General features: G+C 57.5%; 25 protein-coding genes. 17 read left to right on the forward strand and 8 right to left on the reverse strand.

The genetic code is table 11. From position 1 onward, the window contains the following. Positions 1-4 precede the first annotated feature (4 nt). Both FIL88_RS03130 and FIL88_RS03135 read right to left on the reverse strand, forming a co-directional pair. The gene (locus FIL88_RS03130) at positions 5-490 is read right to left on the reverse strand and encodes a DUF1178 family protein (protein ID WP_142852343.1); all 486 of its coding nucleotides are present in this window, start codon (positions 488-490) and stop codon (positions 5-7) included. An 88-nt stretch (positions 491-578) separates the two neighbouring features. Further along, positions 579-1,073: an NUDIX hydrolase gene (locus FIL88_RS03135; RefSeq protein ID WP_142852344.1), complete on the reverse strand. Its 495-nt coding sequence runs from the start codon at positions 1,071-1,073 to the stop codon at positions 579-581. Positions 1,074-1,369: 296 nt separating this feature from the next. On the opposite strand from FIL88_RS03135, the gene FIL88_RS03140 reads away from it, so the two are divergent. After that, positions 1,370-2,179, forward strand: a complete 810-nt coding sequence (locus FIL88_RS03140) for a M90 family metallopeptidase (RefSeq protein WP_142852345.1) — start codon at positions 1,370-1,372, stop codon at positions 2,177-2,179. Between the two features lie 17 nt (positions 2,180-2,196). On the opposite strand, the gene metG is transcribed toward FIL88_RS03140, so the two are convergent. Together metG and FIL88_RS03150 are read right to left on the reverse strand one after the other, a co-directional pair. Then, on the reverse strand, positions 2,197-3,912 hold the full coding sequence (gene metG / locus FIL88_RS03145) for a methionine--tRNA ligase (protein WP_142852346.1): 1,716 nt from the start codon (positions 3,910-3,912) through the stop codon (positions 2,197-2,199). A 63-nt stretch (positions 3,913-3,975) separates the two neighbouring features. Then, entirely contained in the window at positions 3,976-5,214 is a 1,239-nt protein-coding gene (locus tag FIL88_RS03150; RefSeq protein WP_142852347.1) for an Hsp70 family protein, read from the reverse strand. A gap of 237 nt (positions 5,215-5,451) precedes the next feature. Here FIL88_RS03150 and FIL88_RS03155 point away from each other — a divergent pair, with 237 nt between their 5' ends. From FIL88_RS03155 to FIL88_RS03180, 6 genes are all read left to right on the forward strand, one after another. Beyond that, positions 5,452-6,543, forward strand: coding sequence for an ABC transporter ATP-binding protein (locus tag FIL88_RS03155; protein WP_407642318.1), 1,092 nt, complete (start codon positions 5,452-5,454; stop codon positions 6,541-6,543). Between the two features lie 224 nt (positions 6,544-6,767). Beyond that, complete coding sequence (locus FIL88_RS03160) at positions 6,768-6,983, forward strand: twin-arginine translocase TatA/TatE family subunit (RefSeq protein WP_142852349.1); 216 nt, start codon at positions 6,768-6,770, stop codon at positions 6,981-6,983. A gap of 24 nt (positions 6,984-7,007) precedes the next feature. Further along, entirely contained in the window at positions 7,008-7,634 is a 627-nt protein-coding gene (gene tatB, locus FIL88_RS03165; RefSeq protein WP_142852350.1) for a Sec-independent protein translocase protein TatB, read from the forward strand. Next, positions 7,631-8,572 (forward strand): twin-arginine translocase subunit TatC, encoded by a 942-nt coding sequence (gene tatC / locus FIL88_RS03170; protein ID WP_142852351.1) that lies wholly within the window; start codon positions 7,631-7,633, stop codon positions 8,570-8,572. The genes tatB and tatC overlap by 4 nt, the downstream gene beginning before the upstream one ends. Positions 8,573-8,713: 141 nt before the next feature. Continuing rightward, positions 8,714-9,568, forward strand: a complete 855-nt coding sequence (locus FIL88_RS03175) for an ATP-binding protein (RefSeq protein WP_407642319.1) — start codon at positions 8,714-8,716, stop codon at positions 9,566-9,568. Between the two features lie 61 nt (positions 9,569-9,629). Further along, positions 9,630-10,775, forward strand: a complete 1,146-nt coding sequence (locus tag FIL88_RS03180) for a DUF2235 domain-containing protein (RefSeq protein WP_142852353.1) — start codon at positions 9,630-9,632, stop codon at positions 10,773-10,775. 9 nt (positions 10,776-10,784) lie between these two features. Here the strand turns inward: FIL88_RS03180 and serS are convergent, their stop codons facing one another. Beyond that, the gene (gene serS / locus FIL88_RS03185; RefSeq protein WP_142852354.1) at positions 10,785-12,077 is read right to left on the reverse strand and encodes a serine--tRNA ligase; all 1,293 of its coding nucleotides are present in this window, start codon (positions 12,075-12,077) and stop codon (positions 10,785-10,787) included. A gap of 165 nt (positions 12,078-12,242) precedes the next feature. On the opposite strand from serS, the gene yajC reads away from it, so the two are divergent. The 9 genes from yajC (at position 12,243) to FIL88_RS03230 (ending at position 19,172) form a co-directional block, all read left to right on the forward strand. Further along, positions 12,243-12,572, forward strand: a complete 330-nt coding sequence (gene yajC, locus FIL88_RS03190; RefSeq protein WP_142852355.1) for a preprotein translocase subunit YajC — start codon at positions 12,243-12,245, stop codon at positions 12,570-12,572. Between the two features lie 55 nt (positions 12,573-12,627). Then, positions 12,628-15,258: a protein translocase subunit SecD gene (gene secD, locus FIL88_RS03195; RefSeq protein WP_142852356.1), complete on the forward strand. Its 2,631-nt coding sequence runs from the start codon at positions 12,628-12,630 to the stop codon at positions 15,256-15,258. Continuing rightward, on the forward strand, positions 15,251-16,006 hold the full coding sequence (locus tag FIL88_RS03200; RefSeq protein WP_142852357.1) for a sulfite exporter TauE/SafE family protein: 756 nt from the start codon (positions 15,251-15,253) through the stop codon (positions 16,004-16,006). The genes secD and FIL88_RS03200 overlap by 8 nt, the downstream gene beginning before the upstream one ends. Positions 16,007-16,016: 10 nt before the next feature. Next, on the forward strand, positions 16,017-16,370 hold the full coding sequence (locus tag FIL88_RS03205; RefSeq protein ID WP_142852358.1) for an Mth938-like domain-containing protein: 354 nt from the start codon (positions 16,017-16,019) through the stop codon (positions 16,368-16,370). Between the two features lie 9 nt (positions 16,371-16,379). Then, positions 16,380-17,021 carry a heme ABC exporter ATP-binding protein CcmA gene (gene ccmA / locus FIL88_RS03210; RefSeq protein WP_142852359.1) on the forward strand — a complete coding sequence of 214 codons (642 nt, stop codon included), beginning with the start codon at positions 16,380-16,382 and terminating at the stop codon, positions 17,019-17,021. Next, on the forward strand, positions 17,018-17,674 hold the full coding sequence (gene ccmB, locus FIL88_RS03215) for a heme exporter protein CcmB (protein ID WP_142852360.1): 657 nt from the start codon (positions 17,018-17,020) through the stop codon (positions 17,672-17,674). Before ccmA ends, ccmB begins: the two co-directional genes overlap by 4 nt. Positions 17,675-17,745: 71 nt before the next feature. Continuing rightward, positions 17,746-18,480, forward strand: a complete 735-nt coding sequence (locus tag FIL88_RS03220) for a heme ABC transporter permease (RefSeq protein ID WP_142852361.1) — start codon at positions 17,746-17,748, stop codon at positions 18,478-18,480. Further along, complete coding sequence (locus FIL88_RS03225; RefSeq protein ID WP_142852362.1) at positions 18,473-18,628, forward strand: heme exporter protein CcmD; 156 nt, start codon at positions 18,473-18,475, stop codon at positions 18,626-18,628. The genes FIL88_RS03220 and FIL88_RS03225 overlap by 8 nt, the downstream gene beginning before the upstream one ends. Beyond that, entirely contained in the window at positions 18,621-19,172 is a 552-nt protein-coding gene (locus tag FIL88_RS03230) for a DsbE family thiol:disulfide interchange protein (RefSeq protein ID WP_246066596.1), read from the forward strand. The genes FIL88_RS03225 and FIL88_RS03230 overlap by 8 nt, the downstream gene beginning before the upstream one ends. Before the next feature lie 369 nt (positions 19,173-19,541). Here FIL88_RS03230 and acnA read toward each other — a convergent pair whose 3' ends face one another. Beyond that, positions 19,542-22,232, reverse strand: coding sequence for an aconitate hydratase AcnA (acnA, locus tag FIL88_RS03235; RefSeq protein ID WP_142852363.1), 2,691 nt, complete (start codon positions 22,230-22,232; stop codon positions 19,542-19,544). Positions 22,233-22,458: 226 nt separating this feature from the next. On the opposite strand from acnA, the gene FIL88_RS03240 reads away from it, so the two are divergent. Next, the gene (locus FIL88_RS03240) at positions 22,459-23,190 is read left to right on the forward strand and encodes a DUF1223 domain-containing protein (RefSeq protein WP_142852364.1); all 732 of its coding nucleotides are present in this window, start codon (positions 22,459-22,461) and stop codon (positions 23,188-23,190) included. A 3-nt stretch (positions 23,191-23,193) separates the two neighbouring features. Here FIL88_RS03240 and FIL88_RS03245 read toward each other — a convergent pair whose 3' ends face one another. Both FIL88_RS03245 and FIL88_RS03250 read right to left on the reverse strand, forming a co-directional pair. After that, positions 23,194-24,075, reverse strand: coding sequence for a lysophospholipid acyltransferase family protein (locus FIL88_RS03245; RefSeq protein WP_142852365.1), 882 nt, complete (start codon positions 24,073-24,075; stop codon positions 23,194-23,196). A gap of 89 nt (positions 24,076-24,164) precedes the next feature. Continuing rightward, entirely contained in the window at positions 24,165-25,283 is a 1,119-nt protein-coding gene (locus FIL88_RS03250; RefSeq protein WP_246066597.1) for a flagellar motor switch protein FliG, read from the reverse strand. Positions 25,284-25,310: the final 27 nt, after the last annotated feature.

Here is a 25,310-nt window from a genome sequence, read left to right on the forward strand (position 1 = left end):
TGCTTCAGTTCACCTTTTTCGTCGGTGTGAAAGGCAGAGGCATGACCGGCACGCCGTCTTCGATCAATTCCTTGGCATCTTCCAATTTGGTTTCGCCATAGATTGCACGTTCCGGTGCATCACCCAGATGCATGGCGCGGGCTTCTTTGGCAAAGTCTTCGCCAACGTAATCGCTTTCAGCTTCGACCTTGGCGCGCAGCTTGGCGATTTCTTCCGCGATCTCGGCTTGTACCTCGGGTGGCGGGGCGACATGCGGGGTTGCTTGCGCTGATGGTGCGGGCGCAGGTGGTGCCTTGGGCGTTTCAGGTTTCACTGCAGCGCTGCGCGCTGGGCGTACCTTCGGGGCCATCAGGGTTTTTGCCACATCGGATGACCCGCATTCTGGGCAGGTAACATGGCCTGCCGCCGTCAACGCATCAAAGGCGTCGGCGTTCTGAAACCAGCTTTCAAATCGGTGGTCATGGTCACATTTCAGTGCATAGCGGATCATGGGGCGCGTGCGTCCAATTGGTGTTGCGTCATAGGTATATGAAACCCGGGCAGGACCAGCGCAAGTCCCCAACAGAGCGCCTGACCAGTCAGCGCAACGCTTTCGGGTCGAAATCTTTGATAATCTGGCGCAGCTCTGGTTCGCTTACCATTTGCCCGGCCTTCTTTAGGCTGACCCATTTTCGGCGGCGTTCGTGCTTTTCCGGATAGCTCTTCAGTTGCTTTTTCACTTTCAAAGGAAACACGGCCACGACACAGGGTAGTTTTTCGCCCGCATGACCCTTGTCATAGGCGTAGAACCCCAGCACCTGATGGAACAGTTTGCCTTCCACCCCGGCTTCTTCATAGGCCTCGGTTGCGGCTGCCCCTGCAGGGGTTTCCCCGTCCATCGGCCAACCTTTGGGAATAATCCACCGCCCCGTCCCGCGCGAGGTGATCAGCAAGATCTCGACCTTGCCATCGTGGATGCGGAAGGGCAGCGCACCAAACTGCGTGCGCACGGATCGCTTATCAGAAAGCGACAGCCTGATTGGCTTCTGTTTGCCCTTCGCAATCGTCAACTTCTTACCGCTCGTTTTACCCATGGCCCGGCCATCTTATCCGGCAATTGTTATTCTTCTTTGAAGATAGACGGTTTTGGACCGAAATAAAGGGAAAATGGCTGATTTGGTGGCTCTTAAGTCGCAAGGCGCGAGATGTGGGCGGCGCTTTCACCTGATCGCCTTCCGCGTCGCGGGTGTTGGACGCAGACACGACCGACCTCAGTGCCGCGTGGCGTTTGGTGGCATGTGGAAACGTGCGTCACGTTGAAAGATGGATGGAAATGCCCCACTTCTAACAGTGATCCGCAGTTTGTCTTTCATCCAAGTCCGGTTTGCTCATGCCTGTTGTCCTACTGATCTTCGTTTCAATTGCCGGTTTCATAGGCTTTAGGTTCTGGTCGCGCCGACGCCTGCGAAAGCGCATACAGTCGCAGCCGCTGTCGTCAGGTGCGCGCCAGATTGTGGAAAAGCAGGTGCCACTTTCTGTGCGCTTGCCAGGCAATTTGCGCCCTGCCTTCGAAGGCAAAATCAACTTGTTTCTGCATCAGGTGACGTTTCACGGCTGTGAGGGCCTTGAGGTCACGGATGAAATGAAGTTGTCGATTGCAGCGCAAGCGTGCCTGCTGATTTCGGGCAGCGACGCTTGGTATCGCCATTTGCGAACCGTGCTGGTGTACCCTGCGGCTTTTCAGTCTGTGGGTCGGGGGCAAGACGGTTACGTCGTGACCGAACGGCGCACAGTTCGTAGCGGCGAAAGCTGGCAATACGGCCCCATCATCCTGTCATGGATGGACAGCGAACAAGGCGCTTTGAACGAATTCGATGGACGCAACGTTGTGTTGCACGAATTTGCGCATCAGCTGGACGGCCTGTCTGGTCAAACCGATGGTGCGCCGCTGATGGCGAAGGGGCAAAGTTTTGAGACGTGGCGTCGGGTCTTTGTGACCGCATACGAACATCACGTCGCGCAGGTTCACGCCGGGCGCCGCACCGTGATCGACGAATACGGCGCGGAAGGCCCCGAGGAGTTCTTTGCGGTCGCGATCGAGTTGTTCTTTGAAAAGCCCGATACGCTGAAGGCAGACGAGCCCGAGGTCTATCAACAGCTGTCCGAGCTGTTGCAGTTGGACCCATCAAGCTGGCGCTGACAGGTCCAACAGATTCATCAGTCGCGCGTGCCCGCAAATTTCTCTTGCCATTCTTCGCGCTGTTCGTCGGCGATCTTGGCAAACAGGTTTTCCGGCACCGTAAATGCGTGACCCGGCTTCAGCGTGTCCAATGCTTCGGCCACGTCGCCCGGCCAATCCATGTCTGTATCCATCGCCGCGCGCAGGGTTTCGGATGCATCCGGGATGAATGGGGCCGACAGGACCGCGTAAAGGCGGATCAGGTTTAGGGCCAGCCGGATTTGTGCGGCGGCCTGATCGGGGTCGGTCTTGAAGGTCGCCCACGGCGCGGCGGCTTGCAGATATTCGTTGCCAGCGACCCAGATGCCACGCAGTTCCTGCGCCGCTTTGCGCACGTCCATGGCCTCCATGTGGCCCTCATAGGCGCGGACCTTGGTATTTAGATCGGCGATCAGCGCGGTTTCGGCCTCGCCGTATGCTCCGCCTTCCGGCACCGCCTCCGAGAATTTCGAGCGGCAGAACTTGGTGACCCGGCTGACAAAGTTGCCCAGCACGTCGGCAAGGTCTTTGTTCACGCTGACCTGGAAGTTCTCCCACGTGAATTCGGCATCCGAGTTCTCGGGCGCATGGCTCAGAAGCCACCAGCGCCAGTAATCTGCGGGCAGGATCGACAGCGCTTGGTCCATAAACACGCCGCGCCCTTTCGAGGTCGAGAACTGCCCGCCATCATAGTTCAGATAGTTGAAGGACTTGATGTAATCGACCAGCTTCCACGGCTCTTCCGACCCCATGATTGTGGCTGGAAAGGACAGAGTGTGGAACGGCACGTTGTCTTTGCCCATGAACTGAACATAGCGCACGTCATCAGCGCCCTTATCGGTGCGCCACCAGCGCTCCCAGAACTCGGGGCCTTCGCCTTTTTCGTCCGCCAGCTCGGCTGTGGCCGCGATATATTCGATGGGCGCGTCGAACCAGACATAAAAGACCTTGCCTTCCATGCCGGGCCAGTCCTGATCGCCCTTCTTGACCGGAACACCCCAGTCCAGATCCCGCGTGATGCCGCGATCTTGCAGCCCGTCACCATCATGCAGCCATTTCTTCGCGATCGAGGTCGTCAGCACGGGCCAATCGGTCTTCTGGTCGATCCACGCGTCCAGCTTGTCCTTCAGCGCGGATTGTTTCAGATACAGGTGCTTGGTCTCGCGCACTTCCAGATCTGTCGAGCCCGAAATCGCCGAGCGCGGGTTGATCAGGTCGGTCGGGTCCAACTGCTTGGTGCAGTTTTCACATTGGTCGCCACGCGCGCCGTCATAACCGCAGTTCGGGCATTCGCCTTCGATATAGCGGTCGGGCAGAAAACGGCCATCGGCGTTGGAATAGACCTGCTTTTCGCTGACTTCCTCGATGAACCCGTTCTCGGCCAGCTTGCCTGCGAAATGCTGGGTCAGCTTGTGGTTCTGCGGGCTGGACGAACGCCCGAAATTGTCAAACGACAGGCGAAAGCCCTTTGCGATTTCGGCCTGAACCGCGTGCATCTCGGCACAGAATTCGGCGACGGGTTTGCCCGCTTTCGCAGCCGCCAGCTCGGCAGGCGTGCCGTGTTCGTCGGTTGCGCAGATGAACATGACCTCGCGGCCCCGGCAGCGGTTGTAGCGGGCATAAAGGTCTGCGGGCAGCTGCGAGCCAACCAGATTGCCAAGGTGCTTGATCCCGTTGATGTAAGGGATCGCCGAAGTGATAAGGACGCGGTTCATGTGAGCTCCCAATACGTGTTTGCGGTTGTTTAGGCTGAAATCCCCGAAAGGGCCAGTGCGGACTTACGCTGTGGCCAACGCCAAGCCGTCCACAACTGCGGTGAAGGCTTCGGACCGTTCCAGTCGCGCAGCAGGGCAGGTGGCGGTGACTTCGTCTGCGACCAGTTGCATTAAGCTGGAGCCGCCAACCAGAATGGCCGTTGTGACCGCGCCCGGCGCCACACCCGCCCGCGCACAGGTTTCATACATCGCCATACGCAGATCATCGCGGAAGCCTTGCAGCGCTGCGTTCATGCTGCCTGCAGTGATCTGGGCGCTTAACCCACGCTCGACGAACCCCATCTGAATCCGAGCCTGCGCCTGATCTGCATTGGCTGAAATTTTGCCGTCCTCGACCGCGAAAGCCAGTTCGTGCCCCGATCTGTCCACGATCACCTCTTGCAGGCGCGTCACTTTCTCGGGTTCGACCGCATGGGCCAGCAGGTCTTCAATTTTCCGCTCGGTCTCGCGCGAATACAGGAAGGGGATCTTCGCCCAGGTGGCCAGCTCGTTGAAAATCGCGTTGGGCATGGGCAGAAGCTCGTCGCCGAAGGTGCGGCGCAGCTGCCCGCCATAGCCCAGCAAAGGCATCACATGCGCGACCGAGATCTTCTGGTCGAAATCCGTGCCCCCCAGCCGGATCCCGTGGCTGGCCAAAACCTCGATCTTATCGCCATCCGCGCGATACACGCTGAAGTCGGATGTACCCCCGCCGATATCGACGATCAGCCCAATCCCCTGAGCGTCCCCCAAATGGCGACAAGCCAATGCTGCCGCCTCGGGTTCGTACAAAAAGCGGACGTCTTGAAACCCTGCTGCAATATAGCAGGAACGCAAATCGTCTTCGGCCTGTTTGTCGCGTGTTGAGTTGTTCGAGTGAAACTGCACAGGGCGGCCTGAGAGCACCCGATCAAATACCATCCCTGTCTCTGCCTCGGCCCGTGTCTTGAAAGCGATCAGGAACGATGTCACGACATCCGCCAGAGTTTGGCGCTTCCCCCCGACAAAGCGGCTTTCATGCAAAAGGTCATGGCCCAGAATGCTTTTCAGCGCCCGCATATAGCGCCCATCATCGCCGTCAATCAGTGCCGTGCTGGCGGCGCGTCCGATCCGCATCCCTCCGCCTTCGGTCGGGAAGAATACTGCGGTGGGCAGAGTGTCGGCGTCGCCCTCAATAGGGATGCGCCGGACCGCGCCTGCCTGCATCACCGCGGCAGCCGAGTTCGAGGTGCCGAAATCTACGGCCAGTACAGGAGAGGTCATGACGGCATACCTTTCTATAAAGGAAGGGCGCGTGATTACTCAGCCCTGCCTATGCTGTCAAGCATTGTCACTGGACCGACTATTAAGACCGCCAAACATTCACCCGACCACCTTCACGCCGGTCGTTTTTTGCTGTTTCGCTTGCGGGGCATCGGGGGGGCTGGTAAGCGAAGGAAACCTGATGGAAATCATAGGATTTGCATCCGGTGAAAGGGTAGTCCGGGGAAGGCAAGACGGATGGACATGACTGGCCAAAACACGGCACGGCTTGAAGTGCGCGGGTTGAAGCGCAATTTTGGCGGGCTTGACGTGGTGAGTGACGTGTCCCTGTCGCTTCAGGCTGGTCAGGTAACCGGGCTTCTGGGACCATCAGGATGCGGCAAGTCCACCACGCTGCGCATCATCGCAGGTGTGGACCAGCAGACCGAAGGCGAGGTCTGGATTGATGGTCAGATGGTTGCTGGGCCCGGCGTTTTCGTCCCTCCTGAAAAACGCCATATTGGCTTGATGTTTCAGGATTTCGCCCTGTTTCCGCACCTGTCTGTCGGGGAAAACGTGGCATTTGGCCTTACCGGCACACGGACCGAAAAACGCCAACGCGTGCACACGCTGCTTGAAAAAGTCGGGCTAGGTTCATTCATCGACAAATACCCGCACGAGCTGTCGGGTGGCGAACAGCAACGCGTCGCCTTGGCCCGTGCGCTTGCGCCCAAGCCGTCAATAATGCTGATGGACGAGCCCTTCTCGGGGCTTGATAACCGTCTGCGTGATGGCATTCGGGACGAAGCGCTGAGCATCCTGAAAGAGGAAGGCGCCGCGGTTCTTCTGGTCACGCATGAACCGGAAGAGGCCATGCGCATGGCGGATGAGATTGCGTTGATGCGGGCAGGCCAGATCGTTCAGCGGGGTGCGCCCTACAACATCTATAATGCGCCTGTGGATTTGCAGGCTGCTGCATTTTTCTCGGATGTGAATGTGATTCCCGGAACTGTCGAAGGTGCCCTGACCCAGACCGCCTTTGGTCAGTTTTTGGCCCCCGGCGTACCGGACGGGTCGCAGGTCGATATTGTGATCCGCCCACAGCACCTGAAGATTGACTTTGATCGCGGCGGCGTTGGCCCCAGCCCGACACCTGATCACGGGGTCTGGGCGCGTGGCCTTGTGAAGCGGGCGCGTTTCATCGGCAAGGAAAGCCTTGTGGAATTCCAGATGGAGCGGGACGGGACATTGCTGACGGCCTCGGTTCCATCGGTGTTTCTGCCCAAATCGGACACGCCCCTTTGGATCGCCATTCGCCGCGACCGCTGCTTTGTCTTTCCGCGCCACTGACCGCCCTGCGACAACAGATTCGGCAAAAATCACCGCCTAACGTATCCTCAGCACCGTCGCCATCTTTTGGCATTCTTGCGACATTGCGCCCGGATACGGCGAAATCCTTGCTGTTTTTCCAGTTTTTTCCCATTGGGGCTTTGATCTTCCCGCGCGACACAATAAATGTTCTGGGCGATATATCTGCGAAAGCCGCCCAAGGCTTTCGGTTTAGGGAGAATAACATGCTCAACAATATCGGCCTTCCGGGCCTTCTGCTGATTGCCGTCGTGGTGCTGGTTCTATTCGGCCGCGGCAAGATCTCGTCCTTGATGGGGGAAGTTGGCAAGGGCATCACTGCGTTCAAGAAGGGCGTAGATGATGGCAAGAAGGAAATAGAAGACGAAGCCGCCGAGGTGGCCAAGGACGTAACGCCCGAGACTGATAACGAAAAGGCGTAAGCCGCCTAAGGAAAGGCGCAGCCTATGTTCGATATCGGGTTTACCGAGCTTCTGGTCATCGGTGTTGTGGCCCTGATCGTGGTGGGTCCGAAGGATCTGCCCGGCATGTTTCGCACGCTTGGACGTTTCACCGCGCGCGCGCGCCAGATGGGGCGTGAGTTCACGCAAGCCATGAATGATGCGGCGGATGAAACTGGGGCAAAAGACATTGCCAGCAGTTTGAAATCTGCCACATCGGCCAAGTCGATGGGGTTGGATACGCTGAATAAGGCCGCCGAAGGGTTCGAAAAATGGGACCCCTCTAAGGCGTTGCGCGACCAGAAAGAAGCTGACGCCGCTTTGAAAGCCAAAGCTGACGAGGAAAGCGCAAAGCTGGCAGAGAAGACCGCGAAGGCCGCAGAAAAGATCGGTGCGGCCAGTGCGAAATCTGGCGCCAAGTCAGCGGATGCATCGGACGCGCCCAAGGCAAAGACCAAAACGGCCAAGAAGCCTGCTGCAAAGAAACCGGCAGCAAAGAAGGCAGCCGCAAAGAAGGCAGCGGCAAAGAAGCCAGCGGCAAAAAAGCCCGTAGCGAAAAAGCCAGCAGCCAAAAAAACGGCTGCGAAGAAACCTGCGGCCAAACCCAAACCCACGGATACATCTGACGCATGAGCGACACTGACGAGATCGAAGACAGCTCGGCCCCGCTGATCGAGCATCTGGCCGAGCTGCGCACGAGGCTGATCCATTCCGCCATCGCCTTCATCATCGGCATGGTGATCTGTTTCACGGTCTGGAACCCAATTTTCAATTTCCTGACCGAGCCCTTGTGTTCAACGATGGCAGACCGCGGTCAGGCTGATTGCGGGCTGATCCTGATCAAGCTGCAAGAAGGCTTCTTCGTTGCGGTCTCAATCTCGCTTTTCGGGGGCTTGGTTTTGTCCTTCCCCTATATCAGCTACCAACTTTGGCGTTTCGTGGCGCCGGGGCTGTATAAGAACGAAAAGAATGCGTTCCTGCCCTTTATGCTGGCCTCGCCGATTATGTTCCTGATTGGGGCTTCTTTCGCATTCTACGTGGTCATGCCGCTGGCCTTCGACTTCTTCCTTGGCTTCCAACAGGCGGGGAATGTCGGCGAAACAGGGGTTGAGGCGTCCATTGATTTCCAAGGATCGGTGCAGGAATATCTGCGCCTATCGATCAAGTTTATCGTGGCCTTTGGCCTGTGCTTCCAGCTTCCGGTGCTTCTGACCCTGATGGGCAAGGCCGGTCTTGTATCGTCGCAGGGGCTTGCGGATGTTCGCAAATACGCCGTGGTCGGTATTCTTGTTCTGGCCGCGCTGGTTACCCCGCCGGATGTGATTACGCAGGTGATCCTGTTTGTCGTTGTCTATGGTCTCTATGAAATTTCGATCCAGCTGGTGAAGCGGGTCGAGACCAAACGCGAAGCCGATCTGCGCGCTCAAGGTCTGTGGTTTGAAGATGACGACGAAGAAGTCGAAGACGAGCTTATGGCCGAATTCGACGAAGAAGACGACGAGGATGATCCTGATGGCGGTCCAGATGACGACCCCGATGATGATCCAGGCATGGTTGAAACCGGCCGTTGATCTTTCTGACGTCAAAAGACACCAAAGCGCGCCCAACTGGGCGCGCTTTTTCCTTTGCGTGTTTGCTAAAAAGCTTCCAAACCTGCCCCAAGCAGGTTTTAAGGGTTTGAAGTTCTACGACCGGTTAGAAGGACCATGACCATGGCGGATCACGACATGATGAAACGCATTGCCGAGGCTTTGGAACGCATGTCACCCGCGCCGTTCGAAGCTCCGAATTTCGACAGCGCCAATGCCTTCGTCTGGCATGTTGCCCCGGATCGTCTGGAACCAGTGCAGAAGGTGTCGCGTGTTGCACTGGATCTGTTGGTCGGTGTGAGCCGTTCGCGTGACACTTTACTTGAAAATACGCTGCAATTTGCGGACGGCCTGCCTGCCAACAACGCGCTTCTTTGGGGCGCGCGGGGTATGGGGAAATCATCCTTGGTTAAGGCCGTCCATGCCGAGGTTCTGAGCCGCGGAAAGCCGTTGAAAATCATCGAATTGCAACGGGAAGACTTGCCGTCTGTGTCGCGCCTTCTGAACCTTCTGCGCGGCTCCGCGCATCGTTTCTTGTTGTTTTGTGATGACCTGTCGTTCAGCCATGACGACCAGCACTATAAATCTTTGAAAGCGGTGCTGGATGGCGGGATCGAAGGCCGCCCGGACAATGTGGTGTTCTATGCCACGTCGAACCGTCGCCACCTGATGCCGCGCGACATGATCGAGAACGAACGCCAATCCGCGATTAACCCCTCCGAGGCGGTCGAGGAAAAGGTATCGCTCTCTGATCGTTTCGGGTTGTGGCTGGGTTTCCACCCCTGCGATCAGGATGAATACCTGTCGATGATCCGGGGCTATTGCGAGGCATACGGCGTCGAGATCGACGACGATACGTTGTGGGCGGAAGCAATCGAGTGGCAGGCGACACGCGGCGCGCGTTCGGGGCGTGTGGCGTGGCAATACTTCATCGATCTGGCGGGGCGCAAAGGCGTATCCTTGGATAATCCCGCGTAAGCAAAAGGTTTTTCAACCCTGTGTGGCATGCTAGGCTTCAGCGTCCAAACACGAGGCTGACATGAAACGCATTGCCATTTTCTGTGACGGAACGTGGAACCGATCTGACGCACAAATCCCCACCCATGTGTTGCGCATTGCGCAAGCCGTGCGTCCAACCGCGCGCGACGGCGTTACGCAGGTCGTGCACTATCTGCCGGGCGTGGGCAGCGGGCAGGGTGTGACCAAGCTGTCGCGTTTTCTGGATCGGGTGTTGGGGGGCGCACTGGGCTGGGGTTTGGATGACCGTATTCTGGAAGCCTACCGTGCGCTGTTGTTCACATATGAACCCGGCGACCAGATCTATATTTTCGGGTTTTCCCGTGGGGCTTATACCGCGCGATCCCTTGCGGGTATGATCCGCACGGCAGGTATATTGCCGTCAAACCGCACTGACCTGATCCCCGAAGCGATGCGCATGTATCGTACGCGCGATGGGCGCAGGTCGCATCCAGACAGTGACACAACCATGGCCGCGCGTCTGGCCATGTCGCCCAAGATCGCCACCAGCCCCAAAGACGCGGCATGGCGGAAGGATCAGGGCATCGACTGTCACCTTCTGGACATCACCTATGTCGGCGTCTGGGACACGGTAGGTGCACTGGGTGTTCCTGCCTTCCTCGGTCCTCTCGCCCGTTTTGTGAATGCACGCTATGCGTTCCACGACGCTGATCTGTCGCGCTCGGTCGGGGCAGCGCGCCACGCGGTGGCTATCGATGAGCGCCGCAAACACTTCCCGCCGGCGCTGTGGACCAACCTAGACACGCTGAACGGAGAGACCACGGACAGCAATTCACGCTATCAACAGCTTTGGTTTGCCGGAAATCATGGGATTGTCGGGGGCTCGGGCGCAGCCCCAGAACTGTCCGCCTTTCCGACGGCATGGATTGTGGCTGGGGCACAAGAGCGCGATCTTGAATTCGATCCGTTCCGGTTGCAACCGTTGTTGATGTCTGCAGATGTGAACGCCGATGACTGTGGCGCTGCGTTGCAACCGTCGTGGCGCAATCTGTGGGGGGCTTTGTTGTGTGATCGTGATCTTCTACGCGATCCAGACAGCCACGAGATTCCCGCCCGCCAAATCTCAGGCGCTGCAAAAGAAAGGGTGCGCCAGACGTCTTATCGTCCGCGCACCCTTGATCCCGTTATCGAGGATCTTTTGAAATAGATCAGCGTCTTAAGCCAGCTGACCTTCCGCTGTGATCCGGGTCTTTCCGCCCAAATAGGGGTGTAGAACCTCGGGCAGGGTGACCGATCCGTCCTGTTCCTGACCGTTTTCCAGAACCGCGATCAGCGTGCGGCCAACGGCAAGGCCCGACCCGTTCAGCGTGTGCAGGAATACCGGTTTGCCGCCTTCAGCAGGCTTCATGCGTGCGTTCATGCGTCGCGCCTGAAAGTCCCCACATGTCGAGATCGAGCTGATCTCGCGATAGGTATTCTGTCCGGGCAGCCAGACTTCGATATCGTGGGTGCGGATCGCACCAAAGCCGATGTCGCCCGTGCACAGAACGACGGTGCGGTAGGGCAGGCCGAGACGTTCCAGAATATCCTCGGCACAGCGGGTCATGTGCTTGTGTTCGGCGTCAGATTCGTCGGGTTTGGTGATCGACACCATTTCGACCTTCTCGAATTGGTGCTGACGCAGCATGCCTGCGGTGTCGCGCCCGGCTGATCCAGCCTCGGACCGGAAGCACTGCGTGTGGGCCACATAGCGGCGGGGCAAATAGCTTTCTTCGACCGTTGCGCCATTGACGATATTGGTCAGCGGAACTTCAGCAGTCGGCACCAGCCACCAGCCATTGGTGGTCTGATAGCTGTCTTCGCCAAATTTTGGCAACTGGCCCGTGCCATACATCATCTCTTCCTTGACCAGAACGGGTGTCCACGTTTCGGTCAGATCATTGTCATTGACGTGAACGTCCAGCATGAACTGCGCCAAAGCGCGGTGCAGACGCGCGACAGCGCCCGACAAAACCATGAAGCGCGAGCCAGACAGCTTTGCTGCGGTTTCGAAATCCAGACCGTCCTGAACGGCGGGCAGCTCGTAATGTTCGATCGGCGTAAAGGCGAAATTGCGCGGGTTGCCCCAGCGGTTGATCTCGACGTTATCGTCTTCGTCTTCCCCATCCGGCACGTCATCGGCCACGATGTTGGGCAGGCCCATCAGCAGATCTGTCAGCTTTCCGTCCAGCTCTTTCGCTTGCTCGTTCAGGCTGGCGATCTCGGCCTTCTTTTCGCCGACAAGGGCGCGCAGACGTTCGAATTCCGCCTCGTCGCCTGATGCTTTCGCAGCACCAACCGATTTCGCGGCTTTATTGGCCTCGGCTTGCGCAGTTTCGGCGGCCAGAATGGCGGCGCGGCGGTTTTCATCCAGCGACAAAACCTCGCCTGACAACGCCGAGAGGCCCCGACGGGCCATAGCCTTGTCGAATGCGTCAGGATTGTCGCGGATCAGGCGGATGTCATGCATGGATCTTTCCTTCAATTATACCTGATGCGCATATGCCAGAACGGCGTGCCGGGGGGAAGAGAAAACCACCCCCCTGCTTGCTGGACAACCCATAGGCCCCCATATAGGGTGCGCCGGACATTTGGGCTGGCACAGGGACTAGCTCACGAAGAAAGGGACAAAACGATGTTTGTAACTCCTGCATTTGCACAAGCCGCGGGCGCGCCTGCGGGCGGAATTCTGAACGGGATGCTGGTTCCCATGGTGCTGGTTTTCGCCATCATGTATTTCTTCATGATCCGCCCTCAGCAAAAGAAGATGAAAGAGCATCAGGCGATGCTGGGCGCGCTGCGCAAGGGCGATCAGGTCGTCACGCAGGGCGGTGTGATTGGCAAAGTCACAAAGGTCAAAGACGACACCGAAGTTGAAGTCGAAATCGCAAGTGGCGTGAAGGTACGCGTTGTGCGTTCAACCATCGTGAACGTCATGGGTAAGACCGAGCCGGTCGAAAATTGATCTGCGGCGTATGCCGTGTAAAACACTGATATAAAAACGCTATAAGGCAGAGCACATGCTTCAAATCGCGACTTGGAAACGTCTTGTGATCTGGGGGCTTGTGCTCCTTGGCTTGTATTTCGCGTCCCCGAATGGATTTTATGACCGTGTCGAGACGCATAATGATGCGGTGGCCACGATCGAAACCACGGGCACCACACCCGAGCTGGAAGCTGATCGTTCTGCGTGGCCCGATTGGGCACCAAATGCGCTGGTCAATCTAGGTCTGGACCTTCGTGGCGGCGCGCATCTTCTTGCCGAAGTTCAAGTCGAAGATGTCTATGAAGCACGGATGGATGGCTATTGGCCGGAAATCCGGAATGCTTTGCGGGACGAACGTGCCACCATTGGGACGATCCGCCGCCAAGACAGCTCACCGTCTGAACTGCGTGTGAAAATCTCGAAGCCCGAGGCATTGCCGCAGGCGATCGAACTGGTGCGCGGTCTGGCGCAGCCGGTGGTCAGTCTGTCGGGTGTCGGATCCACAGATATCGAGGTGAACGCCGGTCGCGAGGGCGAGTTCGTCGTTACCCTGTCTGAAGCTGAACGCGTCGCAACGGATGATCGTACCATCCAGCAATCGCTTGAAATCATTCGCCGCCGCGTGGACGAGGTCGGCACCCGCGAACCCACCATTCAGCGTCAGGGGACAGACCGCATTCTGATTCAGGTGCCGGGTATTGGGTCCGCTTCCGAGCTGAAAGAGATCATTGGTAAAACGGCCAAGTTGACGTTCAACCCGGTTGTAAGCCGCACGACAGATGCGGCAACCACACCTGGTCCGCGCAATGTTCTGTATCCGTCAATTGACGAAGAAGGCGTTTTCTATGTGCTGGAGCAGACTCCGGTCGTGACAGGCGAACAACTGAACGACGCCCAACCTGCGTTTGACCAAAACGGCCAGCCCGCTGTGAACTTCCGGTTCAACGTCTCGGGCGCCCGTCTGTTCTGCGACTATACCGGCGCCAATGTTGGTGCGCCGTTTGCGATTGTTCTGGATGAAGAGGTCATCTCGGCCCCGCGGATCAACGAGCAGATCTGTGGCGGCTCCGGCATCATCACCGGAAATTTCTCGATCGAGGAATCGACCAATCTTGCGGTGCTTCTGCGCGCCGGTGCTCTGCCTGCAGAACTGACTTATGTCGAAGAGCGCACCATCGGCCCGGAACTGGGTCAGGACAGCATTGATGCAGGCAAAATCGCGTCGATTGTTGCCTTCGCGGCGGTTCTGATCTTCATGGTCGCCTCTTATGGCTGGTTCGGTGTGATCGCCAATATCGCGTTGATCCTGAACGTCGGCATGATCTTCGGCCTTCTGTCGATGATCGGGGCGACGCTGACCCTGCCGGGTATTGCCGGTATCGTTCTGACCATCGGTATGGCTGTGGATGCCAACGTGCTGGTCTTTGAGCGGATCCGGGAAGAGCTTAAGGCGGGCAGGGGGCCAGCGCGTGCCATCGAACTTGGCTATGAAAAAGCGCTATCGGCCATTCTGGACGCCAACATCACCACCTTTATTACTGCGGTTATCCTGTTTGTCATGGGGTCGGGCCCGGTACGCGGCTTCTCGGTCACGCTGGGGCTGGGGATCATCACCTCGGTCTTCACCGCGATATTCCTGACACGTCTGATGGTTGTCATGTGGTTCGAACGCAAACGTCCGCGTAACTTCCAGATCAAAGGCATTCGCCTTGCTCCGCAAGGTCGCGTTTTTGACTTCTTCAAACGGACCATCGTGTCGCTGGGCGCATCCGGCGCGGCGATGGTTGCATCCATCATGTTGTTCTTGGTTATCGGCCTGAACTTTGGCATCGACTTCCGGGGCGGCACCACAATTCGCACGGAAAGCACATTGGCTGTTGATGTGGGAAGCTACCGCGAGGCCCTGACGCCGCTTGCCCTTGGTGACATCTCGATTGTTCAGGTGAACGACGTGAACTTCCGCGCCGATCAGCACGTCAGCCAAATCCGCATCGAAGCCCAAGAAGGGCAAGAGGCAATCACGCCAGAAACCATGGTTCTGATTGAACAGGCCTTGGCCGAGGTTGATCCCGCCATCACCTTCCCAAGTGTCGAAAGTGTTGGTCCGAAGGTCTCGGGCGAATTGGTGACGACGGCTGTTCTTGCCGTTGTGGCCGCGATTGCTGCCGTTCTGGTCTATATCTGGCTTCGGTTTGAATGGCAGTTCAGCTTGGGCGCGGTGGCCGCACTTGTGCATGACGTGGTGCTGACCATCGGGATTTTCAGCCTGTTGGGCATCAAGTTCGACCTGGCCATCATCGCGGCCCTTCTGACCATCGTGGGCTATTCGTTGAACGACACTGTGGTTGTCTTCGACCGGGTACGCGAAAACCTGCGCCGCTATAAGAAGATGGACCTGAAAGAGGTTTTGAACCTGTCGATCAACGAAACGCTGGCTCGGACCATGATGACCTCGGTCACCACGCTTCTGGCGCTGATCGCACTCTATGTGCTGGGTGGCGACGTGATCCGCGGCTTTGTCTTCGCGATGATCTGGGGCGTGGTCGTCGGGACCTATTCGTCGATCTTCGTGGCCTCGGCCATCCTGCTGCGCCTTGGCGTCAAGCGGGATTGGTCCAAGCCCGATGCCACCGCCGGCAACCAGTTTGCCAACGTGGATGCCTGATCTTCTGACCCAAGCCTTGGCCTTGCCGGGGCTTGGGTGGATTCTGGCAGCTGCTTTTACGGCAGGATTGGTGCGTGGTTTTGCGGGATTTGGCACAGCACTGATATTTCTGCCGATCACGTCGCAAGTGGTCGAGCCGGTTCTGGCAATCGCAATTCTTATCGTGATGGATCTGGCAGGTCCTGCACCAGCCATTCCGCGTGCTCTGAAAGATGGACATCCAAAAGATCTGGCGCGACTTGTGATCGGCATGGCAATAGCATTGCCATTGGGACTCGCTGCGCTTTTTGTGGTCGAGCCCACGCTGTTCAAGCTCGTTGTGTCGGTTGTGAGCCTTGCCATGTTGGTGGTTCTTATGAGCGGTTGGCGATATCATGGCTCCGTGACACCGCGAACAGTCTGGGCGACGGGCAGCGTGGCAGGTCTTTTGGGCGGGGCTGCGGGCATACCCGGGCCTCCGGTCATCTTGCTGTACATGGCGTCGCCGCATAGCCCGCGCGTGATCCGAGCCAACACAACCGCATTCTTGTTCTTTTTTGATCTGATCATGCTGGCGGCTTTCTTGATTACGGGCCAGCTTCTGGGGCTTCCGTTGGTGCTTGGGTTATTAACGATGGTACCAAGCATCTTGGGGAACTGGATTGGTGGCTGGATTTTCAATCCGGAATACGAACGCCTTTATCGCCGCGTGGCCTATGCAATTATTGCTGGGTCGGCCCTGTCGGGGCTATATGCAGTCTCAGGTTAAGGAGATCCCAATGCAGTTTCACGAAGTCCGATATGACAGCGCGCAACCGGTGGACAGCTATGGCCCGGGCTTTTTCCGCGTGGCGGGCGAGGTGATTGAAGGCCCGGTTCTTGTCACGGCCGAGACTGCGACCGGTTGGGGTGGGCTTGATGACATCGCAGCACTAACCGCGTTGAAAGGTCAGATCGACGTCTTGTTTTTGGGTATGGGGACCGAAATCGCGCACCCGCCGGCGCCGCTGCGTGAGGCGTTGGAAGAAGCCGGGATCGGGATCGAGATGATGGGATCCGCACAGGCCTGCCGCACCTATAACGTGTTGATCGCCGAAGGCCGCCGCATTGCGCTGGCCGCCCTTCCAGTCTAAGGCTTTTCTATGGAACTTCGGGTCGAAAATCTGACCGTGGCACGTGGTGGCGTGCCGGTGCTGGAGGGGCTGGCTTTCACCCTGTCCCCCGGTCAGGTTTTGATCCTGTGCGGCCCGAATGGATCGGGAAAAACCACGCTGTTGCGGACCCTTGCAGGATTGCAGCCCCCTTTGGTGGGCAGCGTGTCTGCAGATCCCGAGCAAATCACCTATGGCGCGCATGCGGATGGGTTAAAAGCCACACTCAGCGTTGAAGAGAACCTGCGCTTCTGGGCATCGGTACATGGGCTGTCGGATATCGCGCCTGCCGTGGATGGATTCAATTTGCGGGGGCTGCTGGAACGCCCTTCTGCCAACCTGTCAGCGGGGCAAAAACGTCGCCTGGGGTTGGCGCGTCTACTGGTTACTGGCCGGCCGATCTGGCTTCTTGACGAGCCTACTGTGTCGTTGGACGCGGCATCGGTCACGTTGTTCGCCGATGCAGTACGTTCACATGTAGCTGGTGGAGGCTCAGCCCTGATTGCCACCCATATCGACTTGGGCTTGCAGGCCGAAACCTTGGACGTTGGACCCTTCAAAGCGAATGCGAACCGTCCGCGCAGCGACGACCAACGCGACGCCTATGCCGATTTCGACGAGGCATTCTTATGATCGCTTTGCTGGTTCGGGATCTCAGGCTTGCCATGCGGGCAGGGGGCGGCTTCGGGTTGGGGCTTGCGTTCTTCCTGATTGTCTCGACCCTTGTGCCCTTTGGCGTGGGGCCGGAAGCCAAAATACTGTCACGCATCGCGCCGGGCATCCTGTGGGTAGGCGCACTTTTGGCCTGCCTGCTGTCTCTGGATCGTATCTTTCAGTTGGATTTCGAGGACGGATCGCTAGATCTTCTGGCCACCGCGCCCATCCCGATGGAAGGCATTGTCACCGTCAAAGCACTGGCACATTGGTTGGTGACGGGATTGCCGCTGACGCTGGCGGCCCCCCTGCTTGGGATGCTGATGAATTTGGAACGCCCCGGACATTTCTGGATCTTCCTGACGCTTCTGATCGGCACGCCAGCCTTGTCGATGATCGGCGCGTTTGGGGCAGCATTGACCGTCGGTCTGAAACGCGGCGGATTGCTTTTGTCGCTACTTGTCCTTCCGCTCTACATCCCCACACTGATATTCGGTGCCGAAGCCGCCACGCGGGGAACCGCTGGTCTGCCTGCGTCGACACCACTGTTGATGATGGCGGGAATCACCGCCGGATCCATTGCCCTGCTACCATTTGCCGCCGCCGCTGCCTTGCGTGTGAACCTGAGATAAGTCAAACCAATCCTAGGCACATGCTCTATGCTGCCCGCGCCACCGTCTGAAGGAAGCCACAGAGGAAACATATGTCACTTTGGGAATTCGCAAACCCGGTCAAGTTCATGGCACTCAGCGGCAAGGTCCTGCCTTGGGTGATCGGACTGTGTACCGTGACCCTGATTCCGGGTCTGATCTGGGGCTTCTTCTTCACACCCGAGGCATCTAATTTCGGCAATTCGGTTAAGATCATATATATCCATGTGCCGAGTGCCATGATGGCGATCAATATCTGGGTGATGATGCTTGTGACGTCACTGATCTGGGTCGTGCGCCGTCACCATGTCTCTGTTCGGGCAGCCAAGGCCGCTGCGTTGATTGGCGTCACCATGACGGTGATCGCACTGATCACTGGCGCAATCTGGGGCCAGCCCATGTGGGGTACCTATTGGGCTTGGGATCCGCGCTTGACCAGCTTCCTGATTCTGTTTCTGTTCTATCTTGGGTACATGGCGCTTTGGGCTGCGATTGATAATCCAGATACGGCAGCAGATCTGACGTCTGTCCTGTGCATCGTCGGATCCGTCTTTGCCGTACTTAGCCGCTATGCGGTGAATTTCTGGAATCAGGGCCTACATCAGGGCGCGTCTCTGTCGCTGGACAAGGAAGAGCACGTGTCTGACGTCTATTTTCAGCCCCTGCTTCTGTGCCTTGCAGGGTTCACACTGCTTTTTGTAGCCCTGCTTTTGGTCCGAACTCGGACGGAACTGCGCTTGGTGCGCCTGCACCGTTTGGAAGTCCGCGAAAGGATGAAAGATGCTTGAGCTGGGAAAATATACCGACGCCATTCTGTCGTCCTGGACTATCACTCTCGGGCTTTTGATCGCGCTTATCCTTGTGACTTGGCGCCGTTCGGTCCAAGTGAAACAAAGACTTGATGCGGCCGAAGAAAGGGCAAAGCAGAATGACTGAACAGAAGAAACGTATCTCGTGGCTGATGATTCTGCCGCCGGTTCTGTTTTTAGGCCTTGCTGCGATGTTCTTGTGGGGGATGACCCAAGACAATCGCAATGCTCTTCCGTCAACACGTGAGGGCGGCGTCGTCCCGGCCCTGCAAGTCACTGCCTTCAATGGCGAACCCAGCTTTACCCAAGAAGATCTGAAAACCGGTGGCGTGAAACTGGTGAATTTCTGGGCCAGCTGGTGCGCACCCTGCCGGGCCGAGCATCCATTGTTGGAAAAGCTGGCCGAAGAAGGCGTGCAGATCAACGGAATCAACTACAAGGACGATCCGGCGAATGCGAAGCGTTTCCTGTCTCAGCTCGGCAATCCTTATGCCGCGTTGATGACCGATGGCGACGGGCGCACAGGGCTTGAATGGGGGCTTTATGGCGTGCCTGAAACCTTTGTGATCGCAGGCGATGGCACCGTTGTGAAACGCTTTGCCGGGCCCATCACAGAGGGCATCCTGGAAAGCATCATCCGCCCCGCGATTGCCGCAGCTGAAGCCCGCTAGGACGCGGTGCTAAACATCAGGATGATGATTGCGAAAGCAGCAAATTCCAGCACTGGCAGCGGAATGCGTCTAAATAAATTACCCACGATTACTTTACCCCATAAAAGCCGTCGGTTATCTGAAATTTGATCGTCCCCACGATCACCTTATTGATAGTACGCGACGTCGCCGCGATCCAGATCGAATGGTGAAACGATCTGTTTTCCTTCTCCTAACGTAACCCTTGCGTGTGGGCGTGGCAGTGACGCACATCACAACGCGCAAAGGTTCTTTTATAGGTGGAGCTGACGGCCGCGCCCGGTCGGAACAGGCGATGTCGGTAAAGGTGAAAAGGCCACCAATTCGGCCGCCTTTTCCCGTGTGTTTGCCTTAGCTTTTCGCCAGATCACGCAGCACGTAGTGCAATACGCCGCCGTTTTCGACATACTCGACCTCGACTTCGGTATCGATGCGGCATTTCAACGTGATGTCTTTCACGGTGCCGTCAGCGCACGTGATCTTGCAGGGCACGTCTGACAAGGGTTTCAAATCCCCCTCAAGCCCAGTGATCGATACGGTTTCATCCCCCGTCAAACCCAATGACTTGCGCGTGTCACCGCCTGTGAATTCGAACGGGATAACCCCCATGCCCACAAGGTTCGAACGGTGGATGCGCTCGAAGCTTTCGGCAATGACGGCCTTCACACCCAGAAGATTTGTGCCCTTCGCGGCCCAGTCGCGGGATGATCCGGCACCATATTGTTCCCCGCCAAACACGACCAACGGCGTTCCGTTTTCTTGATACGCCATTGCCGCGTCATAGATTGACATCTGCGTCCCATCCGGGCCCTTCGTATAGCCGCCTTCGATGCCCGGCAGCATTTCGTTCTTGATGCGGATATTGGCGAACGTGCCGCGCATCATGACCTCGTGATTGCCGCGCCGCGACCCGTACGAATTGAACTCGCGTGGTTGGACTTGGCGTTCGATCAAATACCGGCCTGCGGGCGATGAGGTTGGGAAAGATCCGGCGGGTGAAATGTGGTCCGTCGTGACGAAATCCCCCAACACGGCCAACACCTTGGCGTCGTCGATGTTCGAGATCACGCCGGGATCTTTCGACATGCCCTGAAAATAGGGCGGGTTCTGAATATAGGTCGACGCTGCCGGCCAGTCATAGGTTTCGTTATCTGTGGTTTCGACGGCACGCCATTGCGCATCACCTTTGAAAACATCCGCATATTTCGACTGGAACGCCTCGCGGGTGACAGTTTGCTCGACCAGTTCCGCGATTTCTTGCGTTGTGGGCCAGATGTCGTGCAGATAAACGTCATTCCCATCTCGGTCCTGCCCAAGCGGATCGTTGGTCAGGTCGATATCCATCGTGCCCGCCAAGGCATAGGCAACGACCAACGGCGGCGAGGCCAGATAGTTGGCGCGCACATCCGGGCTGATGCGACCTTCGAAATTGCGGTTGCCGGACAGTACTGATGTGGCAACCAGATCGCCCTCGGCAATGGCGTCAGACAGCTCTTTCTGGATGGGGCCGGAATTACCGATGCAGGTGGTGCAGCCATAGCCCACAAGGTTGAAGCCGATCTTGTCCAGATCCTTTTGTAAGTCGGCAGCTTCAAGATAGGCCGATACGACCTGCGATCCCGGTGCAAGCGACGTCTTTACCCATGGCTTGCGGTTCAGTCCAAGGGCAGCTGCCTTACGCGCCACCAGGCCTGCGCCGATCATTACATAGGGGTTCGATGTGTTGGTGCACGAGGTGATCGAGGCGATAACAACATCGCCCGACGACAGGGTATAATCCTCTCCTGCGACTGCGACCTCTTTGTCCATTGGGCGCTTGAAGGTCTCGGCCATTTCCTGATGGAATGCGGCGCGGGCCTCGGTCAGCGCTACGAAATCCTGTGGGCGTTTCGGGCCAGAAATCGCTGGCACGATCGTTCCCATGTCCAGCGACAGCGTGTCAGTATAGATTGGCGCGTACGCCGCATCCCGCCACAGCCCGTTTTCTTTCGCATAGGCCTCGACCAATGCGATGCGGGCCTCGTCCCGACCTGTGGTGCGCATATAGCGCAAGGTCTCGTCATCAATCGGGAAGAAGCCACAGGTCGCGCCGTATTCCGGCGCCATATTGGCGATGGTCGCGCGGTCTGCCAGCGGCAGACGGTCCAAACCCTCGCCGAAGAACTCGACAAACTTGCCGACCACGCCTTTCTCGCGCAACATTTCGACCACTTTCAGCACCAGATCGGTGCCGGTGGTTCCCTCGCGCATCTCGCCGGTCAGTTCGAACCCGACAACATCGGGGATCAGCATCGAAATCGGCTGGCCAAGCATTGCGGCTTCGGCCTCGATCCCGCCAACACCCCAGCCCAAAACCGCCAGACCGTTTACCATGGTCGTATGGCTGTCGGTCCCGACCAACGTGTCGGGATAGGCGACCTCTTCCCCGTTCTGATCCGTGTCCGTCCAGACGGCTTGCGCCAGATATTCAAGGTTTACCTGATGGCAAATGCCCGTGCCCGGCGGGACAACGCGGAAATTGTTGAAGGCCGATTGGCCCCATTTCAAGAATGTGTAGCGTTCCAGATTGCGTTCATATTCGCGATCTACGTTCATCTGGAATGCGCGCGGATTGCCAAACTCGTCAATCATAACAGAGTGGTCGATGACCAGATCTACAGGGGTCAGCGGATTGATCTTTTGCGCGTCGCCCCCCAGCGCCTTGATCCCATCGCGCATCGCGGCCAGATCGACGACGGCCGGAACGCCGGTGAAGTCCTGCATCAAAACGCGGGCAGGGCGGTATGCAATCTCGCGCGGGTTCTGGCCGCCATTCGCGCCCCAATCCGAGAAGGCTTTGATGTCATCCACGCTGATCGTACGCCCGCCATCTTCGAACCGCAGCATGTTTTCCAACACGACTTTCAGCGCGGCGGGCAGGCGAGTGAAATCGCCCAAACCAGCATCCTGCGCGGCGCGGATCGAATAGTATGACACGGTAGCACCTGATGCGGTCAGGCTGCGGCGGGTATTCGAGGTGTCGGTTCCTACGGTAATCGGCATTGTCTGGCATCCTTCAAAGGGGAGTCGCTAATCCAAGTGAACCCCGCCAATGGATGTCGATGCAAGAGCTTTCCATCATGTCCTGATAAGCAATCAAAGGTGGAATTCACACCACGCGCGCGATCGGTGAAAAGAAACTGTAACACAAACCTCGCAAATCGTTGATTGGCAGGTTAGGCACGGGGTCGCTATCTAGGGATCAGAGCGAAATCAGAAAGAGACACCGATGCGGGCATTTTTGAGCGGACTGACCGCCCTTTTCCTAAGCAGTTTTGCCGGGCTGGCTGTGGCAGCCGATCGCCCTGTTGTGGTGGTCGAGCTGTTCACCTCGCAAGGCTGTTCTTCTTGCCCGCCCGCGGATGAGTTTCTGGGTGAGTTGGCGCATCAGAAGGATGTTCTGCCTTTGGCGATGCATGTGGATTATTGGGACTATATCGGGTGGAAAGACACATTTGCCCGGCCCGAGCACACGAAGCGGCAAAAGGCCTATGCCTATGGGTTCGGGACCAAGTCGATCTATACGCCGCAAATGGTGATCGGCGGTGTGGATCAGGCCGTAGGCAGCCATGTCATGAAAGTGATGGAGATCTTGCATCGCCATCAAATGGCCGTGGGGCGCGTCAGTCTGTCAACGCATGATGGCGCCGATGGTCGGATTGTGCGGGCGACGAACATCTCGAATGTGCCATTGCCAGATGTTGTCATTGCGCAAATCGTTCATTTCGCGCCCAAAGCAACAGTGGCTGTGAAACGCGGAGAGAACGCGGGGCGTTCAATCACTTCGACCAATATCGTGACCAATATCCAAGCATTCGGGAAATGGAACGGCAAAGGCGAGATCGAGTTTACGCTGCCAAACCCTGTGGCCCCTGAAGGACAGAGTGCTGCAATCTTGTTGCAGGCGACGCGGATGGGGGACTATCCCGGCGAAATCGTCGCCGCAATCGCGTTGGATTGATGCCTAAGCGCTGCCGGGCATCTGCCAACGGTTATGGATCCACAGAAACTGATCCATGTTCTGTCGCACGCGCGCTTCGAACCGGTCATTGAATTCCTGCATCATAGTTTCCGGGTCGGTATGAGCGATTGGTTCGTCCACGACGATGTCAAAATCTAAGCCGTTTTCTTTTCGGATCGCAAAGACAGGGATGAACAGCGTATCGTACTTCAGGGCCATTTCGGCGATGGCAAGCGTGGTCATTGCCGGCTGCCCAAAGAAGCGGAGCTTCACCCCTTGATCCTCGCGTTGATCCAGTAGGATTGCCAGGAGGCCGCCTTTGCGCAGGTGCTTTACCATGCTGCCCATTCCGCGCCGGGATTGCTCGAAAGCTTCTCCTTCGAAGCCTTCCATGCGCTTAATGTAGCTTTCGTTAAAATACGCGTTCGACATAGGGCGATATAGCGCCCCGGTATCAAAGCCCGCTTGAACCAGAACAGCGCGCGCCGCGTCATAGTTCCCGAAATGACCTGATGTGGCAATGATTGGACGTCGATCTGCCTTCGCTTTTTCCAGTGCGATCACACCTGGGCCGGAAAGCTGGGTCCCCTTCATGCGATTAAACAGCGCGTTACCTGACCACATTTCGGCTAGGAAACGTCCCGTATTATGTAGTACGGCGCGTTCCATCTGCTTTACTTCGTCGGGCGTCATTTCCGGGCAGGTTAAGGCCAAGTTTTTACGAATCCGCTTGTCGTAACCAGCGACTGGCCCGATCACATGCGCGGCGAACCAGCCCACGACAGGCAGTCGCATTGTATAGGGTAAGAAGCGGGGAAGATTCAGCATGCTGGCCAGCGCCAGATTGGTTACATACGGCCCAAGCCCACGTTTTTCTTGCACCATGCGGTCGCTCCTGGTCCTTTGCCCAACTCTTTGGTCGGCCGTCGGTCACACATAGCGTTCTGCGTTGCTGCCTGCAAGCATCAGGAGGGCTACTCGTCTTCGTCGGGAACGATTAGCGTAATTTCGCCACCGGTTTCCAGTGTGCGGATCTGTGCGATGATCTCGTTCATTGCAGCGTCTCCCTCTGCCGGCTTGACCGCGCTGCGTTCGGCCATCTCTTCGCGGATCCCCTCGGCCAAACGTTTTGACATCGCGTCGAGAATGAAATTCGCGACGTTCTCTTGATCGCCCGTTGCAGCTGCAAGTGCGGTGACTAGAACTGCCTGATCAATGTCCTTTGTGACTTTTGGCACGTCACCGGGTTGTAGGCGTTCAGGAATATTGGCGAAGGTGAAGATTGATTTACGCACAGCACTTGCAAAGGCGGTATCCTCTTCTTCGAGCCCGTCCAGCACCTCTTCGCGAGTGGCGGCGGGCGAGACATTCAGGATTGATCCGACTCTCTCGCTCGGATCGTCCTCGAATGCGCGGGGCGGCTGAGCCCCAAGCTGTTCGGCCAGTGATCGGCCGATCCGCGAGACAACATCGGGGGCGATTGTGCCTGTCATCGAGACCGCATAGGCAATCTTGCGGGCGCGCTGGCCAGGCAACTTTCCCAGAAGCTCAGCCGCGAGCGAGGTTTTCAGTTTCGACAGCAGCACTGCCGAGACCTCCGGGCTTTCGTTTTCCAGAAGCGGCAAGAGCTGCTCTGAGGTCATGGTTGATACGGCAGACCATGGATCATGCGCGATCTGTACACCAGACAGCTTGCGTACGCGCGCTGCAGTGGCCGGGCTAATCGTGCCGTCAAGCACCGATAATGTATCTTCCAGCCCGCCGGGGAATGACAGGCCAACCTCTTCTATTTCAAAGACAAACTCGTCAATTACGGCTTTCAGTGTGGCCCGATCCACATACCGCATCGTGGACATCTGATGAACCAGTTCACCTTGCAGGCTGTCTGGAAGATCCTGCAGGGCCAGCTCTGCCCCTTCAGCTAACAAAAGCCGCACGATTATCGCAGCTTTCTGTCGTCTGGACAATTGTCGGGGCAGCTGTCGAAGCGGTGGAGCAAGGTCGATCTGCGATTCAGGTGCCGTGTTGTTGCTGATCTGGCCCGGACCTTCCCCCAGCACCAAGTCCGTTCCCATCGTCATATCGTTTGGCACGTCGCCACCTCTGCCTTGTTTTCAGAC

It is taken from the genome of Aliiroseovarius halocynthiae (assembly GCF_007004645.1).
In the GTDB taxonomy this organism is placed as follows: domain Bacteria; phylum Pseudomonadota; class Alphaproteobacteria; order Rhodobacterales; family Rhodobacteraceae; genus Aliiroseovarius; species Aliiroseovarius halocynthiae.

What these genes read in the sequence shown, in the direction of transcription:
- FIL88_RS03230 (WP_246066596.1), top strand. Translation starts at nt 18,621, where the DNA reads ATGACTGAACAGAAGAAACGTATCTCGTGGCTGATGATTCTGCCGCCG.
- ccmB (WP_142852360.1), top strand. Translation starts at nt 17,018, where the DNA reads ATGATCGCTTTGCTGGTTCGGGATCTCAGGCTTGCCATGCGGGCAGGG.
- acnA (WP_142852363.1), bottom strand. Translation starts at nt 22,232, where the DNA reads ATGCCGATTACCGTAGGAACCGACACCTCGAATACCCGCCGCAGCCTG.
- secD (WP_142852356.1), top strand. Translation starts at nt 12,628, where the DNA reads ATGCTTCAAATCGCGACTTGGAAACGTCTTGTGATCTGGGGGCTTGTG.
- serS (WP_142852354.1), bottom strand. Translation starts at nt 12,077, where the DNA reads ATGCATGACATCCGCCTGATCCGCGACAATCCTGACGCATTCGACAAG.
- FIL88_RS03130 (WP_142852343.1), bottom strand. Translation starts at nt 490, where the DNA reads ATGATCCGCTATGCACTGAAATGTGACCATGACCACCGATTTGAAAGC.
- FIL88_RS03220 (WP_142852361.1), top strand. Translation starts at nt 17,746, where the DNA reads ATGTCACTTTGGGAATTCGCAAACCCGGTCAAGTTCATGGCACTCAGC.
- tatC (WP_142852351.1), top strand. Translation starts at nt 7,631, where the DNA reads ATGAGCGACACTGACGAGATCGAAGACAGCTCGGCCCCGCTGATCGAG.
- FIL88_RS03225 (WP_142852362.1), top strand. Translation starts at nt 18,473, where the DNA reads ATGCTTGAGCTGGGAAAATATACCGACGCCATTCTGTCGTCCTGGACT.
- FIL88_RS03180 (WP_142852353.1), top strand. Translation starts at nt 9,630, where the DNA reads ATGAAACGCATTGCCATTTTCTGTGACGGAACGTGGAACCGATCTGAC.
- FIL88_RS03140 (WP_142852345.1), top strand. Translation starts at nt 1,370, where the DNA reads ATGCCTGTTGTCCTACTGATCTTCGTTTCAATTGCCGGTTTCATAGGC.
- metG (WP_142852346.1), bottom strand. Translation starts at nt 3,912, where the DNA reads ATGAACCGCGTCCTTATCACTTCGGCGATCCCTTACATCAACGGGATC.
- tatB (WP_142852350.1), top strand. Translation starts at nt 7,008, where the DNA reads ATGTTCGATATCGGGTTTACCGAGCTTCTGGTCATCGGTGTTGTGGCC.
- FIL88_RS03155 (WP_407642318.1), top strand. Translation starts at nt 5,452, where the DNA reads ATGGACATGACTGGCCAAAACACGGCACGGCTTGAAGTGCGCGGGTTG.
- FIL88_RS03175 (WP_407642319.1), top strand. Translation starts at nt 8,714, where the DNA reads ATGGCGGATCACGACATGATGAAACGCATTGCCGAGGCTTTGGAACGC.
- ccmA (WP_142852359.1), top strand. Translation starts at nt 16,380, where the DNA reads ATGGAACTTCGGGTCGAAAATCTGACCGTGGCACGTGGTGGCGTGCCG.
- yajC (WP_142852355.1), top strand. Translation starts at nt 12,243, where the DNA reads ATGTTTGTAACTCCTGCATTTGCACAAGCCGCGGGCGCGCCTGCGGGC.
- FIL88_RS03245 (WP_142852365.1), bottom strand. Translation starts at nt 24,075, where the DNA reads ATGGTGCAAGAAAAACGTGGGCTTGGGCCGTATGTAACCAATCTGGCG.
- FIL88_RS03135 (WP_142852344.1), bottom strand. Translation starts at nt 1,073, where the DNA reads ATGGGTAAAACGAGCGGTAAGAAGTTGACGATTGCGAAGGGCAAACAG.
- FIL88_RS03240 (WP_142852364.1), top strand. Translation starts at nt 22,459, where the DNA reads ATGCGGGCATTTTTGAGCGGACTGACCGCCCTTTTCCTAAGCAGTTTT.
- FIL88_RS03205 (WP_142852358.1), top strand. Translation starts at nt 16,017, where the DNA reads ATGCAGTTTCACGAAGTCCGATATGACAGCGCGCAACCGGTGGACAGC.
- FIL88_RS03200 (WP_142852357.1), top strand. Translation starts at nt 15,251, where the DNA reads ATGCCTGATCTTCTGACCCAAGCCTTGGCCTTGCCGGGGCTTGGGTGG.
- FIL88_RS03160 (WP_142852349.1), top strand. Translation starts at nt 6,768, where the DNA reads ATGCTCAACAATATCGGCCTTCCGGGCCTTCTGCTGATTGCCGTCGTG.
- FIL88_RS03150 (WP_142852347.1), bottom strand. Translation starts at nt 5,214, where the DNA reads ATGACCTCTCCTGTACTGGCCGTAGATTTCGGCACCTCGAACTCGGCT.